The 15,559-nt window shown below is 60.8% G+C and carries 13 protein-coding genes; 5 read left to right on the plus strand and 8 right to left on the minus strand.

Annotation, left to right across the window (positions count from 1 at the left end; all coding sequences use genetic code 11):
• Nucleotides 1–570 (plus strand): hypothetical protein, encoded by a 570-nt coding sequence (locus tag P0O24_RS04120; RefSeq protein WP_316968470.1) that lies wholly within the window; start codon nucleotides 1–3, stop codon nucleotides 568–570.
• Between the two features lie 27 nt (nucleotides 571–597).
• Here P0O24_RS04120 and rnz read toward each other — a convergent pair whose 3' ends face one another.
• The 5 genes from rnz to ileS all read right to left on the minus strand — a co-directional run bounded on the left by rnz (nucleotide 598) and on the right by ileS (nucleotide 9,592).
• Entirely contained in the window at nucleotides 598–1,515 is a 918-nt protein-coding gene (gene rnz, locus P0O24_RS04125; RefSeq protein ID WP_316968471.1) for a ribonuclease Z, read from the minus strand.
• Between the two features lie 244 nt (nucleotides 1,516–1,759).
• The gene (locus P0O24_RS04130; protein WP_316968472.1) at nucleotides 1,760–2,527 is read right to left on the minus strand and encodes a right-handed parallel beta-helix repeat-containing protein; all 768 of its coding nucleotides are present in this window, start codon (nucleotides 2,525–2,527) and stop codon (nucleotides 1,760–1,762) included.
• 5 nt (nucleotides 2,528–2,532) lie between these two features.
• A complete protein-coding gene (locus P0O24_RS04135; RefSeq protein WP_316968473.1) occupies nucleotides 2,533–5,667 on the minus strand; it encodes a C25 family cysteine peptidase in 3,135 nt (1,044 codons plus the stop codon).
• 271 nt (nucleotides 5,668–5,938) lie between these two features.
• Nucleotides 5,939–6,406: a bifunctional nuclease family protein gene (locus P0O24_RS04140; protein ID WP_316968474.1), complete on the minus strand. Its 468-nt coding sequence runs from the start codon at nucleotides 6,404–6,406 to the stop codon at nucleotides 5,939–5,941.
• Between the two features lie 33 nt (nucleotides 6,407–6,439).
• Entirely contained in the window at nucleotides 6,440–9,592 is a 3,153-nt protein-coding gene (ileS, locus tag P0O24_RS04145) for an isoleucine--tRNA ligase (protein WP_316968475.1), read from the minus strand.
• Between the two features lie 110 nt (nucleotides 9,593–9,702).
• Between ileS and P0O24_RS04150 the strand changes: the two genes are divergently transcribed.
• The 4 genes from P0O24_RS04150 (at nucleotide 9,703) to P0O24_RS04165 (ending at nucleotide 12,376) form a co-directional block, all read left to right on the plus strand.
• A complete protein-coding gene (locus P0O24_RS04150; RefSeq protein WP_316968476.1) occupies nucleotides 9,703–10,692 on the plus strand; it encodes a replication factor C small subunit in 990 nt (329 codons plus the stop codon).
• Nucleotides 10,693–10,695: 3 nt separating this feature from the next.
• Nucleotides 10,696–11,382: a queuosine precursor transporter gene (locus P0O24_RS04155; RefSeq protein ID WP_316968477.1), complete on the plus strand. Its 687-nt coding sequence runs from the start codon at nucleotides 10,696–10,698 to the stop codon at nucleotides 11,380–11,382.
• A 176-nt stretch (nucleotides 11,383–11,558) separates the two neighbouring features.
• Nucleotides 11,559–11,864, plus strand: coding sequence for a ferritin family protein (locus P0O24_RS12505; protein WP_394356687.1), 306 nt, complete (start codon nucleotides 11,559–11,561; stop codon nucleotides 11,862–11,864).
• Nucleotides 11,865–12,034: 170 nt separating this feature from the next.
• A complete protein-coding gene (locus P0O24_RS04165; protein ID WP_316968499.1) occupies nucleotides 12,035–12,376 on the plus strand; it encodes a thermonuclease family protein in 342 nt (113 codons plus the stop codon).
• 13 nt (nucleotides 12,377–12,389) lie between these two features.
• On the opposite strand, the gene P0O24_RS04170 is transcribed toward P0O24_RS04165, so the two are convergent.
• From P0O24_RS04170 to P0O24_RS04180, 3 genes are all read right to left on the minus strand, one after another.
• Nucleotides 12,390–14,069, minus strand: coding sequence for a tetratricopeptide repeat protein (locus P0O24_RS04170; RefSeq protein WP_316968479.1), 1,680 nt, complete (start codon nucleotides 14,067–14,069; stop codon nucleotides 12,390–12,392).
• A gap of 148 nt (nucleotides 14,070–14,217) precedes the next feature.
• Nucleotides 14,218–14,832 carry an NAD(P)H:quinone oxidoreductase gene (gene wrbA, locus P0O24_RS04175; protein ID WP_316968480.1) on the minus strand — a complete coding sequence of 205 codons (615 nt, stop codon included), beginning with the start codon at nucleotides 14,830–14,832 and terminating at the stop codon, nucleotides 14,218–14,220.
• Between the two features lie 140 nt (nucleotides 14,833–14,972).
• A complete protein-coding gene (locus tag P0O24_RS04180; protein ID WP_316968481.1) occupies nucleotides 14,973–15,533 on the minus strand; it encodes a manganese efflux pump MntP in 561 nt (186 codons plus the stop codon).
• Nucleotides 15,534–15,559 lie beyond the last annotated feature (26 nt).

The raw sequence follows: 15,559 nt of genomic DNA on the forward strand, positions 1-15,559 counted from the left end.
TTGAGCAAGATTCCAATAGAAGATTTTGAGAAGATGAGCAGGGACGACCAGGTCCACTACCTCACCGAGAACCTCAGGGACCTCGATGACGAGCTGGTGGAGCGGGGCATTGAGATATTGATCGGCGCCGGTGAGACGGAGCTCGCCATCTCCCTTGCTAAAGACTCGGGGAGGGTAGATAGGGCGGTGAAGATCGCCATCGAAGAGGGAGACTTCCTCTGGGCAGCCCTCATCGCCAGGAAGGCCGGGCGTCGAGAGGATTCTGAGAGGCTATACAGGGAGGGGCTCGACTATTATGTATCCAGTGAGATGTACGGCCGGGCCGTCAGCGCTGCGGAGGCCCTGGGCCTCCCCGGCGACCAGATCGAGCGCCTCTTTGAGGCCGGGGTGAACTCCGAGAGGAGGAATATGGACGTCGGACGGGTCCGCTACGCCCTGGATAACCTGGCCTCATCCCTGGAGAGCGCCCTTGCTGGGAGAGACGACGAGACGGCAGAGGGGCTCCGGGAGGCTATGAGCGAGGAGAGGTTGAGGGCGATGAGGCGGTCAGCCGGGGATCAAGAAAGGTGAAGTCCGGGCTGGTTTTCATCCCCTGGATCATCGATCTCTCAGCTTCACATCTATCTTCATGAGGTCCTCGGCCACCAGAGCATCAGGATAGTGACGCCGGGCGTCGCCGAGGAGGGGCCCCGGTTCATCGGAGTATCGGGAGCTGATGTGGGTGATGACGAGCATCTTAGCTTCTGCCCTTTTGGCCAGAAGCGCCGCCTCGCCGGCGGTGGAGTGCATCGTCTCAAGAGCCCAGTCGGCCATACCGTCGTCGAGAGACCCGTCGTGGATGAGAAGGTCCGCCCCCCTGCTCGCCTCCTCGATTTCAGGGACTGGCCTCGTATCCCCGGTGTAGACGATCTTTCTTCCCGGCCTGGCGGGGCCCATAACCTCTTCAGGCCTTACGATCCGTCCTCCCACCCCCACTGTATCGCCCCTCTGGAGCCTCCCGAATAGAGGGCCCGGCGGAACGCCGAGGTCGACGGCCCTATCGCGGCGGAACCTCCCCGGCCTCGCGTCTTCCCGAAGGCAGTAACCGAGGCTTGGGACGCTGTGGGCGGTCCTGACCGCCTCAACCTCGTATCCATCCATCCTCACGATATCCCCCGCCTCCAGCTCCAGAGCCCTCACAGGAAGCCTCCGAGAGTAGTAGCAGAGCCTGCCGAAGAGCTCCACCGCCTCGGCGGTCCGGACGGGTCCGGCGATGGTTACCGGCTCTCTTCTCCCCTGGAAGGCCATCGTCTCCAGAAGCCCCGGTATCCCCAGGATGTGGTCGGCGTGAAGGTGGGTTATGAAGATGTAGTCCAGGTTCATCATCCCCGTCTTCGCCCGCATCATCTGCCGCTGGGTCCCCTCGCCGCAGTCGAAGAGGATCAGCTCCCCCTCGCGGTTGATCAGAACTGCAGAGGGGCTTCTGTTGGGGGTGGGAAGGGAACCTGCGGTTCCGAGAAAGGTGACGGTAAGCATCCTTGGCATCATCTCCAGCTCAGGGTCGAAACTCTAGGCGGGAGGATTATAAAAAGGTGCGTTGGAGGTGGGGGTGGGATCGACCCGATATCTTTGATATTTGGGGGGTGGAGGCGATGTCTGAAGTGCAAGTGACGTTTGGTGTGGAGACCGGGTTCGGGGTGGGGTGGAGGATGATCCGGAGGAGGGTAGTAAGCTTTCTGGATGGTTTGAAAGAGAGCTAGCGCTACCCCGCCCTCAGCATCTAAGATCCGATTATCGGCCTGGGTATGGTGATCTTCACTGTAATAGTCGAGGTCTTCGTCTCCTCCGCAGGTTCCGGCCTCACGGCTCTTGGAGCGGGGTCCACGTTGGACCCGCCGGAGATCCTGTAGCTCGTCTCCGCCTCGCCGAGGTCATCGTAGCCGTTCTTCTCCCATCGGTTGACCCCGGCATCGACGGCGTTGGCGTTGGCGTTCTTCGACAGATCATTCTCTGATATCCTGTTCCCGTCAGACCCTGCCGGGATCCAGATCCCGTACTTGTTCTTTGTGACGGAGTTTCCGGATATGACGTTCTCGCCGGAGTTGGAAAGGTATATACCGTACCACCGATTATCTGAAATGACGTTGTTCCTTATGAAGTTCTTATTCGAGATCACCTCGATCCCCGCCTTCCCAAACCCGCCGTTCTTTACAACCAGCCCCTCGAGGGTGACCCGATCTGCCGAGACGGTCATGGTGCTTCCCGCCCCCGTCCCTTCGATGACCGGCTTTCCTGACCCAGTATCCCTTCCGCGGATGACTATGCTCTTGTCCACAAGAACGTTCCCTTTATACGTCCCGCTCAGGACGGTGATGGTATCCCCTGGATTCGCCTCTTCGACGGCCTTCTGAACGCTGGCATAGTCGCAGCCTTCGCCGCCAACGGTGACGGTGGCCGCAAGAGCCCCGGCGATGGATATCGCCGCCGTCAAGATCAATGCCGGAAGGAGCCTGCATATCATATCGGCCTTCCCCCTTTTTTCCACCATATCGCTCACCTCCTCTTAACCCCAGATCCCATCTCCGGGAGATCGAAACCGCCTTCAACAAACTCCGGATATTCAAGCGGCTCCAACTCGTCGAATTTGAGGGAGATATCCTCAAAGGGCATCTCCATCTCGAAGTCCACCCCCTGGAAGGGGGGGATGGCTTCAGCCATGCCGCTAAATTCATGAAGGCTGGCAGGTCCAGCTCTCTTGCCCGGTTTATCTTCGCCGGTCTCGGATATCCCGGACGAGGTTACCATCGGCCCCATCAGCGCCGATAAGACCCGGCTCATGACCTCGTCCCGATCCGAGGAGGTGTTTATCGCCTCAAACCCGAAGGCGAAGTAGACCACCCTGTAGGTGCCGGCATCGACCATCACAGCAGCGCACCCGTCATTTTTGTAGGTGAAGACCTCCCTCGCAAAAGCTGTGACCGGGACGATCTCGCTCGGCCAGTACTGATTGTCGCCTCCGCCCCCTCCCACGATCTCGATGGTCATCCCGTCGGATATGGGGTCACCGGGGACGCCCTCCAGGTCGTAAATTCCAGTATTGTCCTTAACGTACTCTACATGGAGGTAATCCCTGAAGAAGTCGGTGTCGTGGATGTTGAAGCCGATATCCTGGCCGGACAAAAAGAGGCTTCCTCCGGCGTCGAGGTAGGCGGCGAGGTTCGCCTGGTCATCCCTGGTGAGGGTGGTCGTAAAGTCCCGGCCCGTCAGCCATACGACGCAGTCGAAGGATAATAGCCCGCTCTTGGTCGGCGGACCCTCGACCTTCACGTAGCTGTAACCAGCTGCTTGCAGCGACCTCTCGTAATATGTCTCGTACTCTGCCCCCTCATCGTCATCGACCAGGAGTATAGGGGTCCTCCCCTCGATCACCTCGATATCCCTCTCCCATCCCTTCGCGTCCTCACCCTCCTCGACCTCGGGGATCAGAGCCCGCGCCTCCAGGGTGTACCTACCCTGTAGAGACCCAGACCATCTAAGGCCGACGGGTGCGGATGAGCCGCTGTCGAGGTACGGGATCGTTCCTGAGTCCCGGACGATCCCTCCCTCCAGGAGCTGGACCACGACGTTCTCTTCACCAGCAACGCCCCTGTTCTCGACGACTACAGTCGCCTCTATCGGCTCATCAGGCTTCGCGTAACTGGGCAGATCCATCTCCGAGATCTCAATCTTACGCTCGGTTCTGACGGGCTTATGGAAGGAGGTCTCGGGGTCTCCCAGGAGGTTCAACTGATAATAGCAGAACCTCATGACGTTTCCGTCGCTCGTACTGTCGATGGAACCGAGGTTTGCCTCTTTGGAGTACTGGAGAGCCCGGCCTATATTCTCGATCCCCTCTGCGAACACCCCATCCCAAAACTGCCGGTGATACCTCTGGGACGGCCCATCGGTGGTGGATCTCCTCCCCCAGCCATACCGAGAGTTGCCGATGAAGGCGAAGGCCCCGTGAGGCTCTGTAACGAAGTGCTCCAGAATGGAGTCGGTGGGCGAGTATATGGAATCGGGGTCTCGATTGTCGAAGGACCCGGCGTAACATCCCTGGCTGTAGCCGAAGAAGTAACGATCGTTCTTTAGGCCGCCCACGTCCCCAGCCTTCATCTTCATGGCGTTTCCCACGTTGGCGTGGCCGAGATGGTTTATGATGTGGACGTTGCCGTCGATTATCTCCATCAGCTCCGACTTATCCCATGAGCCGTCCCTTTCGTAGAGGGTGGACCTCCGGTAGTCGTCGGTGAACCCCTTCGTATCGTATCCGCTGGATCCGGACCCGTCTTTTATCTCGTCGAGGCAGTTTCCGCCCCAGTCGCTGACCCCTCCGAACCCCAGATACTCGCCTACCATCCAGACCTCCTGAAGGTAAGGATCTCTTACGCTCGATTCGTAGGCGATCGTCTTTCGGACGAAGTTGGACAGCTCGGCATAAGAGTCGACGGGAGCCCTTCCGACGTAGACCTCGGCCAAGAGATCCACCTCTCCGCCTCCGGGACCGTCTCCGGGCTCGCCGTAGATGCCGTTGCCGTTGTAGTCGTAATTTCCGTCGAGGCAGGCGTAGTAGAGGTCCGAGGGGATGTGGGGAGGGCTCGCCTCGTAATCCCAGGCCCAAAGACCCCTGGCGGGGACGATGTTGTTCCAGCCTCCGCCGCCGGATCTGCCGCCGTCGGCGTCGCCGCCCAGAAGTACGTAGGTGATACCGTTGTTGAGATAGGCGTCCCGTATGAAGCTTCTGATCTTCTCCTGCTCGTCGGAGCCGGGGTAAGTGGCGTATATGTCCTCGACGGCGACGATCGTCGAGACGACGCCCTTGGAGCTCTTCCAACTGACGAGGTCTGTGAAATTGTGGGAAACGGGGGCGTTCTTAAGGGCCCTGCTTGTTATTATGACGTAATCGTAAGCTCCGTCCAGGAGGGGAGACGACCCCGTCGGCGCCAGATCCCGGGAGTAGGTAGAGACCTCGCCGGGGTTGTCCACCATCCTCGTTATCTGCTCAGAGTCCCCCGGAAGGCCTCTATAGAGCCCCCGGTCCAGGGTCTCTTGAGGCCTCGTCTTCACCTCCAGGTCGAAGGTGCCGAAGTAATAGGTATCCTTGGTCTTGGGGATGTACATGATGGGGTATATATTTATAAAAAGAATTTTATAACCTTTCTTCTCCTGGACCCCGATCACAGAGTAGACGTCTCTGGGGTAAGGCTCCATCGATCCATAGGTCGTCTCGTTTATGGGGGTGTAAGCATGATCTCCCGAAAAGCTGATGGGAAGAGGATCCTGGCCTGGCTCGATAAGGATTTTGCCCAGGTTCTTCTTCTCTCCGGGGAGGACCTTTATATCCTGGACCACCTCTCCGAAGGGGATCAGTATCCTAGCGGTTCTGAAGGGGACGACCGGCTCCCCAGGTATGATCCTGTTTTCAAGCCCCGGAATCTTGATGGATTTTGTGGCGTTCTGGGCTCCCATAGGAAGGATCTCGCCTCCGAAGCCCACCTGGATTATCGGCTCCTCCGGACGATATTGCCACCTTATTACCGTTTCGTCCTGGCCGTAACCCTGGGCCAAAGCGGATGAGAAGGGTAGAACGAAGCTTGCGCTCAAGACCAGCAACGTGCAGGTCAGATAGATGGTCGATTGACGCCTCATGGTCTTACCTCAAATACGGCCATACACGATCCTCTCCCTTATTCTTCGGCAAGATGTACCCCCTTCGCATAGGTCGCGATATGCATCTATGCCAGTATTTCGAGTCCGGACGTGCGAACCATCGTGATTTTTCGGATTAAACTGTATGCCCTCCCCCTGATGAGGACTGATAATTCTTGTAGAAGGAAGGTATTAAACGTTTTCCCATGGTTTTATTTTGAGGATGAGGGTCTCCAAAAAAAAGCAGACGGCTGATGAAGAAGACAGTGGCTCAGAGATAGTCCTCGATCCCCTTCAGGTCGTCGAGGTCCTTTCTCTCCATCGAAGATTCGATTATGACCTTCTCCCGGATGGTTATGGGCGCCCCCGAGCGGAGGGCGAGGGCCATGCCGTCGCTGGGCCTGGCGTCCACCTCCCTCTCTACGGAGTCGATGGATACCGAGAGGCGGGCGTAATAGACGCCACCGTCGAGGTCGTCGATGAGAACCCCCCCGATCCTCGCCCCCAGGCTCTCCAGGGTGGAGACGAAGAGATCATGGGTGGTGGGGCGGGGGGAGACCTGCCCTGATAGGGCCTGGTGTATAGAGATCGCCTCTGCGAGGCCCACGAAGACCGGAACGAGCCTCGAAGCCTCGTCCTCCAGAAGGACGACTGGGGCGACCATGTCGCCCCCAGCGTGGACGGCGTAGACGCCCTTCACCTTGACCATCAGGGGAGGCGAGAGCACTTCTTCATCCATACTACCACCAATGAATCTGATCTTATATATTTATTATCCGCGGGAGATGCCTATCGCCATCTCCACATCTTCAACAGACCAGTCCTTGACGAGGGACCCTCCGACCTCCAGGGCGCAACCCATCTCAAGACGGATCGCCCGAACTTCGCCCGCTATGTGATCTTTCATCGCCTCGACGAGCTTCAAAACTCCATCGTCCTCCACCCTGACGGAGGCCTCGATCTTCTCCTCGACCCGGAGGTCCAGCTCCTTTCTCATGTCCTGGATCCTTCTCACGATCTCTCTCGCGTACCCTTCGGCCTTCAGCTCCTCGGTGAGGGTGATGTCGACGTAGACGTTCCCCCTGGAGAAGTCGGCTGCCACCAGGTTCTCGGGGATCTTCTCGATGAACTCCACCATATCGGGAGCGATGGCATAGGGTCCCAGGGAGCAGCCTGCGAGATCTATCGCCTCTTTCACCTTCGTCGGGTCCGCCTCTTTGATCGCCTGAATGACCTTCTGGGCCTCGCCCTTGAAGGCGGGTCCGATCTTCTTGGGGACGGGGTTTGTGGCGATCTCCATCGGCGGCTTTTCGCCGACGTTCATGACCGTCACCCTCTTGCAGTTGGTCTGGCTCTTGAGAACTCCCAGGAGATCTTCGAGATCCGGAATCTCCTTCGATGGGGAGATCATCACCTCCGAGACCGGCCACCTCAGCTTGCGCCCTCCCTTCTGGCGGGCGTTGGATACCGCCTCCACCACCTCTCGCACCAGGGCCATCTCCTCTTCGAGTCCGGGGTCGATGAGGTCGTCGCGCGGCCTATGCCAGTCGCAGAGGTGGACCGACTCCGGTGCCCCAGGGTCGGTCCCCCTCACCAGGTTCTGGTAGATCGTCTCCGCAGTGAAGGGGGCGAAGGGGGCGAGGACCTTCGCCAGGGTCGCCATCACCTCGAAGATGGCGGCGTAGGCGGCGAGCTTGTCGGGGTCGTCGGTCTCGATCCAGGTCCGGGGCCGGACGAGCTGGATGTACCACCGTGATAGGTCCTCCAGGACGAAGTCGGCGATGGCCCTGGTAGCCCTCTGGAGCTGGTAGGAACCCATGCTCGTCTCGACCTCGACGGCGAGGGTGTTCGCCCTGGAGAGGATCCACCGGTCCTCGGGCCTGAGGCCATTTCGGAATTTATCGAGGGGGGTCTTCGCCGGGTCGAAGCCGTCCAGGATCATGTAGGGGAGGGGGAAGCGATAGGCGTTCCAGAGGATGTTCAGCATCCTGTGGGTGTTCGCCACCTCCTCCCAGCTGAAGTGGATGTCCTCCCAGGGGGCGTTGGAGGATAGGACGTAGAGCCGGAGGGTGTCGGCCCCGTACTTCCCGACGACCTCTTCGGGGGAGACGACGTTTCCTATGCTCTTGCTCATCTTCTTGCCTTTATCGTCCAGGGTGAAGCCGTGCATCAGGACGGACCTGTAAGGGGCGACGCCGAAGGAGACCATGCTCGCCCCCAGCTGGGAGTAGAACCAGCCCCGGGTCTGGTCGTGCCCCTCGGTGATGAAGTCGGCGGGCCACCACTCTTTGATCTGATCTTTGTCCCTGGGGTAGTCGAGGGTCGCCCAGGAGGCGACGGCGCTGTCAAACCAGACGTCGAAGACGTCGGGGACCCGGCGCATAACGCCGCCGCAGGGGCATTTGAGGGTGACGAAGTCGACGGCGGGCCGGTGGAGGTCGGATACGACGGTGCCGCTCCGCTGGCTCAGCTCCTCCATGGAGCCCATCACCTCCATCTTTTCACATTCGGGGCAGATCCAGATGGGAAGCGGTATCCCCCAGTACCTCTGCCGGGAGATGCACCAGTCCCGGGCGCCGCTGACCCAGTCCCTGAACCGGGCGGACCCGGCCCAGTCGGGGTACCACTTCACCTTAGCGATCTCATCGAGCATATCGTCTCTGATCTCTGAGATCTTGAGGAACCACTGGGGGGTGGCGATGTAGATGATGGGGGTCTTGCACCTCCAACAGTGGCCGTACCTGTGGACGATCTCGCCCTCGGCGAGGAGGAGGCCCCGGTCGGCGAGGTCCTCGTCCACCTCTCTATTCGCCGCCCGGACGTACTTTCCGGCGTACTTCTCCCCCGCCTCTTTTGTATAGCGGCCGTCCTCGCCGACGGGGCAGAAGATGGCCATCCCCTCGGCGACCCCCAGCTCGAAGTCCTCGAGGCCGTGGCCCGGGGCTATGTGAACCGACCCGGTATTCTCGGCGGTGACGAAGTCAGCGAGGTGGACGGTGTGCTCGATATCTCTCTGGGCCGGGATCAGGTCGGCGAGGGGGTGCTGGTAACGGAGCCCCTCAAGCTGCGTCCCTGCGAACCTCTCCAGTACCTCATAATCTTTGTACCGCCCCTCCCGGAGGACATTTTCAACCAGGGGCGAAGCCATGATCAGGATCTCGGCCTCCTCGGGGTCGTCCTTCCACGCCCGGACCCGAGAGTACTCGAAGTCGGGGTGGACGGCTACGCCGACGTTGGCGGGGATCGTCCAGGGGGTCGTCGTCCAGATCATCATGAAGGTATTCTCTTCGCCAATGATCGGAAACTTGACGTAGATGGAGGGGTCGGTCTCCTCCCAGTACTCCACCTCGGCGTCGGCGATGGCGGTCTCGCACCGGGGACACCAGTTGACGACCCGGAATCCCCGCTCCAGAAGGTTCCTCTCGTTCGCCCTCTTGAGGGTCCACCAGGCGGCCTCCAGGTACTCGTCCTTGAGGGTCATGTAGGGGTCCTCCCAGTTGAGCCAGGCCCCCAGGGTCCTGAACTGCTCGGTCATCTGGTCTTTCTGGCTGAGGGCGAACTCCTTGCACTTATCGATGAACCGGTCGACGCCGTAGGTCTCGATATCCTTCTTGCTCTTGAAGCCAAGGTGCTCTTCCACCTTCACCTCTATGGGAAGGCCGTGCATATCCCAGCCAGCCCTATCCTTGATCTCGAAGCCGTTCATCGAACGGTAGCGGAGGATGGAGTCCTTGATGATCTTGTTCCAGGCGGTCCCGAGGTGGATTCTCCCGGTGGTGTAGGGCGGCCCGTCGACGAAGAAGAACTTTCTGCCGCCGGTCCTCATCGTCCTGGCTAGGGCGTAGATGCCGCGGTCTTCCCAGAACTTCCGAACCCTTCCCTCTACCTCTTTTGCGTCGTATTGGCTTGCCACCTCAGAGATCATCCTAGTCCTCCAACAACGGGTAGGGCATTGATAACGTCCTATTTAGGCTTTGTCGGTTCTGTTTTCCGGCGTGGCGGGAAATTTGATATAGAGATAGGGGCCAGGTCGTCATGAAGGAGGGATGCGGGATCAAAGAGGAGATCTGGATCGAGAAGTACAGGCCAGTGAGCCTGGAGGACGTGGTCGGCCAGGAGGAGATAGTCAAGAGGCTCAAATCCTACGTCAGGAGCCGAAACGTCCCCCACCTCCTCTTCTCGGGCCCCCCTGGCGTCGGCAAGACCGCCGCCGCCATCAGCATGGTGAGGGAGCTCTACGGCCAAGAGTGGCGGGGAAACTTCATCGAGCTTAACGCCAGCGACGAGCGGGGTATCGACGTCGTCCGCCACAAGGTCAAGGACTTCGCGCGGACGGCCCCCCTCGGCGGCGCCGAGTTCAAGGTGATATTCCTCGACGAGGCCGACGCCCTGACGAGCGACGCCCAGTCCGCCCTGCGGAGGACGATGGAAAGGTACAGCTCCATCTGCAGGTTCGTCCTATCCTGCAACTACTCCTCCAAGATCATCGAGCCGATCCAGTCGAGGTGCGCTGTCTATCGGTTTCGTTCTTTATCCGACGAGGCCGTCGGCGAGAGGATGAAGAAGATCGCAGAGGCGGAGGGGGTAGAGGTGACGGAAGGCGGGATGGGAGCGATAGTCTACGTCGCCAGGGGCGATATGAGAAAGGCGATCAACGCCCTCCAGGCGGCTTCCCTGATGGAGGGGACGGTGACGGAGGAGACGATCTACCAGATCACCGCCACCGCCAGGCCCGAGGAGATCAGAGAGCTTCTGGCTGCGGCCTTAGCCGGGAAGTTCACCCAGGCCCGAAGCCTCCTCGACGACCTCCTCCTGGTCCAGGGGCTCTCGGGAGAGGATGTCATAATCCAGATCCACCGGCAGATGATGAGCCTCATGGACTCCGACGACCTCTCCGCCACCACGTCGGTGAGGCTGATGGACAGGATCGGAGAGATAGACTTCCGGATGACGGAAGGCGCCAACGAGCGAATCCAGCTGGAGGCTCTCCTCGCCTACTTCGCCCTGGCAGGCTCCGAGAGGTAGGTCGTGGACCCCACCTCCGCCCTCTGGGCCGCAGCGACCCTGGCGACGGTGACCATCACCGCCATCTTAGCAGCGAGGTTCGGGGTCGAGATCGCCGTCGGAGTCTTCGCCTCCCTGACGGTCCTCGCCAACCTCCTGGCAGCAAAGACGATCGCCTTCGGCCCCTTCATCGCCCCGGCGGCGGTCCTCGTCTACGCCTCCACATTCCTCCTGACGGACATATTGAGCGAGCTCTTCGGAAAGGAGAAGGCGAGGCTCGCCGTCTGGACGGGGTTTCTCGCCAACATGGTGATGCTCCTCTCGGTCCTGATCGCCGTACGGTGGTCTGCCTCTCCAGTCATGGACCCGGCGCTCGCCAGCTCCTTTGATGCCGTATTCGGGTTCGCTCCTCGCGTTATAGCCGCATCCATGATAGCCTATCTGGCGAGCCAGCATCACGACGTCTGGGCTTATGGCTTCTGGAAGGATAGGACAGGGGGCAGACGCCTCTGGCTTCGGAACAACGCCTCGACGATGGCCTCCCAGGCGATCGATACCCTGATCTTCATCACCCTCGCCTTCTACGGCCTTGTACCAAACTCCGTCCTCCTCCAGATGATGGCAGGCCAGTACGTCATAAAGATCCTGATAGCCGCCCTGGACACCCCCTTCATCTACCTGGCCCTGGCGGCGGCCCGAAGGGCGGGGTGAGGGCAGTTTCGGGAGGCGATCGATTCGCCGGATCTCGATGGCCAAAGACAGACCCCTTCGACCTCTTCGGCTCGATGGAGGAGAGAGGCGGAATATCGGAGAAGACCGAAAGATATATCGCCAGTGCTGAAGCAGGGTTGGCCAGGAGATATCATCGGTTTCAGGAGGAAGAAGATATGCCCGAGTTTGCAAACCCCTTTGCGGGCCTCGCCTGCGATAGAAAGCTCACCCCTGAGGAGCTGATCAGGGCGATCAGGTACATGGTCGCCGCCGAGTACGAGGCGGTCCAGCTCTACATGCAGCTGGCAGAGTCGACGGACGACGAGCTGGCGAGGGCCGTCCTCGTGGACATCGCCGACGAGGAGAGGGTCCACGCCGGAGAGTTTCTCCGGCTCTTGAAGGAGCTCGCCCCCGATGAGGAGGAGAAGTATCAGGAGGGGTATGAAGAGGTGGAGGAGATGATCGAGGAGCTGGAGGGCTAGATATCTCAGCCCTGAAAGGCCGCCGGATCAGTCCCCTCCGGGCCCTGGCGGCCTCTCTCCTTCTGGCCGTCCTTCTGGCAGGAGCCGGATGTCTCGATCGCGGCCCCATCGGAGACCTTCTCTCCTCAAAGGAAGGTCCCGAGCCTCAGGACGTCTCCGTCTCCGGGTTGGTGACGAAGGTCGTAGACGGTGACACCTTCGACGTCGAAGGGTTCGGAAGGGTGAGGCTCGCCGACGTCGACGCCCCCGAGATGGACACCCCGGCGGGTAAGGCGGCCAAGTTCTTCGCAGAGGCGTGGCTCCTGGGCGAGATAGTCCATCTGGACGTAGACGACCTGGGGGTCAAAGACAGATACGGCAGGTGGGTCGCCGTCGCCTATATCGAAGATCCCGATACCGGCTCCCTCGTCAACTTCAATCGCCTCCTCGTCTCTTCCGGCCACGCCGTGGTGAAGGACTTCCGGGACAACAAGTTCGATCCCGGGGATTGGGGTCCTGCCCTCCGCCGCTGAAGGGGGCTTCGCATCATTTCTGATCATCTTCTGGGATGGACTCCAGGTTCCTCCTCGCCCTTTGGGTGTATTGGTGGCCCGGACCCAAAAACTGGCCGAAGACCCGAAAAGCCAGCTTGAAGGACTCCCTCGCCCCCGCAAGGTCCCCCATTTCCAGGAGCGCCTCTCCCAGGTTGTTGATCCGGATGGCGGTCTTGAAGTGGTTCGGGCCGTAGGCGTCCATATCGATGGATAGAGCCCTCTCGAACTGAGCAACGGCCCCCGGAAGGTCGCCGAGGGACCGCAGGACCGTCCCCAGGTTGTTCGCCCTGATGGCGATCTTGAGCTGGTCGGGCTCATCTTGCGCCTCCTCGATGGCGATGGACCTCTCGAAGTGGGAGACGGCCCCCGAAAGGTCTCCGAGGACCCGCAGGACCGAACCGAGGTTGTTGAGGTCGGTGGCCACCTCCGGATGGTGAGGTCCCCATAACCTCTCGTCGACGGAGACGAGCCTCTCGAGGACGGACCTCGCCCCCGCAAGGTCGCCCCTCCGCTGGAGGTAGAGCCCCGCCTGGTTCAAGAGGAGGGATGCCTCCTCGGAGCCGCCTTCCAGATCCTCCAGCTTCCCGGTGGAGGCGAGGGCGTGGGGGAGGAGGCGGCCGCATTCTGGCCATCGAGAGAGGTCCTCCAGGCGGGCGCTGAAGGCCCCTCCCACTGCCCTGACCGTCTCCTCCGCCCAGGCCTTCCTCTCCTGGGCGTCGAGGCGGCCGAAGGCGAAGGCCTGGATGAGGGGGTGGACCGATATAGGGACTTTGTTACTCCTCAATAGCCCCCTCCTCTCGAGGGAGGCGAGCCCCAGGTCGACGGACCCTGGGAGGAGGGCCCCGGTCTCGATGAGGAGGTCGAATGGGAGGTCTTCAGCCGCCAGAAAGGAGGAGAGGCTGAGGATATCCGCCCCTTCCGCGGAGACCGCCCGGACCTGCTCCATCGATATATCAAGGGCGGCGGCCAGGGTTTCGGGATAGCCCGGTCCCGTCTTGCCCGAGATCTCGCCGAGGCGTCTCTCATAAAGGTCGACGTAACGGGATAGGGATATCCCCGTCCAGCTGATGTAGCCTGCTGCAACCTCCAGGGCGAGGGGGAAGCCCTCCAGCAGCTCCGCGAGCCTCATCGATGCAGCATGATCCCCCTGGCCCGTCCTTTTTAATAGAAAAGCGGCCGCCTCCGACGGTTCCAGAGGTCCTACTTCGATGGCGTCGGAGGCCCCGCTCCAGCCGCCTCTCCTGGATGATGTAATGATCGCGCAGCCGGATCCTGATCCCGTCGGTGGCAGGTACTCCTCCAGGGCCGAGGGGGAGGGGGCGTCGTCGAAGATCAAGAGCCATCGGCTGTTCTCATCGAGCCACGACCGGACGGCGCCTCCGAGATCGAGGAGGTCGGAGTCCTCCTGGTGGGGCATCCCCAGGGAGCGGGCGAAGGAGGCGAAGTCGAGGGCGAGGACGGTCTCGTTCCAGGACCTCACCCAGAAGATGAAGTCGTATTCGGCTTTGTGGATCCTGGCGTACTCTTCGGCTGCAGCGCTCTTTCCCATACCGTCGGCGCCCATGAGGACGGCGGTTCCGCCTTCGACGAGGGCGGCCTTCAGTTCATAAAGGAGGGGCTCTCTGCCGGTGAAGGCGGGGTTACGGCTCTGTTGAAGGAAGAAGTCTATCATCAAAATCTATTATCGGACCGCATCTATTAAACTCTGTCCCGTATCCGCCGATTCGATAGGTTCAAAACGAAACCTTCGATCAAAGACCAAAAATGGGCCGTGGGTCCGACCCCTCGATCCCGGCCGCGAGGTCGGACCCTCGAGCTCGTCAACGCGCCAGCTTCGATGCTATCTCCGCGACGTGCTTTCCCAGGAACCTCGCCCCGGCGAGCTCCGTCTCGCTCGGCGTCCTCTCCCCGGCCCTCCCGACGATGGTGGAGGCTCCGTAGGGCGACCCCCCCGCCACCTCGTCGATCCTCCTCTGGCTCTCGAAGGTGTAGGGGAGGCCGACGACGACCATCCCGAGATGGAGGAGGGTCGGGTGGAAGTTCAATATCGTCGACTCCTGGCCGCCGTGCTGGGACCCCGAGGAGACGAAGACCGACCCCGCCTTCCCCACCAGGGCGTTCCTCTTCCACTGGTCGCCGAGGGAGTCGAGGAAGATCCTCATCTGCCCCGCCATATTCCCCAGGTACGAGGGGGTTCCGAAGATGACGGCGTCGGCCTCTTCCAGCTCCCCGGGGGTGCAGAAGGGGACCGTCTCGAAGACCTTCGCCGCCTCTGCCAAAGCGCCCCTCCTCTTCAGCTCCGCCGCCGAAAGGGTCTCTGGGACCCGGCGGAGAGCCACATCGGCCCCCTCCACCCGGCGGGCTCCCTCTGCCACCGCCTCGGCGAGGCTATGGGTGTGGCCGTTCATGGTGTAGTAGACTACAAGTACCAACAATCGATTCTACCTCCAGGCTATTCTACGGCTGCAAACTATTTCTAATTTGTTGGAGGAGGGGGGGGGGCGGAGCTGAAGAGGAGGAGCGCTTTGGCAGGTTTGGGAGCGAAGAGGTGGCGATAGATCCCTTCCCAAGAAGGCTAGAAGAAGAGCCCCTCCAGAAGGATCTTGAGGCTTATGCCGATGAGGATGAGGCCGCCGAAGATCTCGATCCTCCTCTCGAAGAGTCCCGCAAAACCGCCTCCGATGTAAACCCCGATGAAGGAGAGGAGGAAGGTGACGATGCCTATGACCGCCACGGAAAAGAGGAGGTAGACCTCAAGGAAGGCGAAGGAGACGCCGACGGCTAAGGCGTCGATGCTGGTGGCGACGGCGAGGAAGGTGAGGACCCGATAGTTCAGGAGGTTTGCCGCCCTCTTCTCCGGGACCGGCGAGGAGGAGTCGCGGATCATCTTTCCGCCTATCATGGCGAGGAGGCAGAAGGCGACCCAGTGGCCGTATCCGATGACGGCGTCGCTGAACTCCGACCCAGCCAACCAGCCGACCAGAGGCATCAAGGCCTGAAAGCCGCCGAAGAAAATGGCGGCCGCGGTGGCGGCCTTCAGCCTCTCCTCGGCCGCCACCGCCCCGCTGGCCACCGAGACCGCGAAGGCGTCCATGGCAAGGCCGATGGCGATCAGAAAGATAGATATGCCGTCCATGACCTCTCTCCACACCAGGAAGGGGA

This window comes from Candidatus Methanocrinis alkalitolerans, from assembly GCF_029167205.1.
GTDB lineage: Archaea > Halobacteriota > Methanosarcinia > Methanotrichales > Methanotrichaceae > Methanocrinis > Methanocrinis alkalitolerans.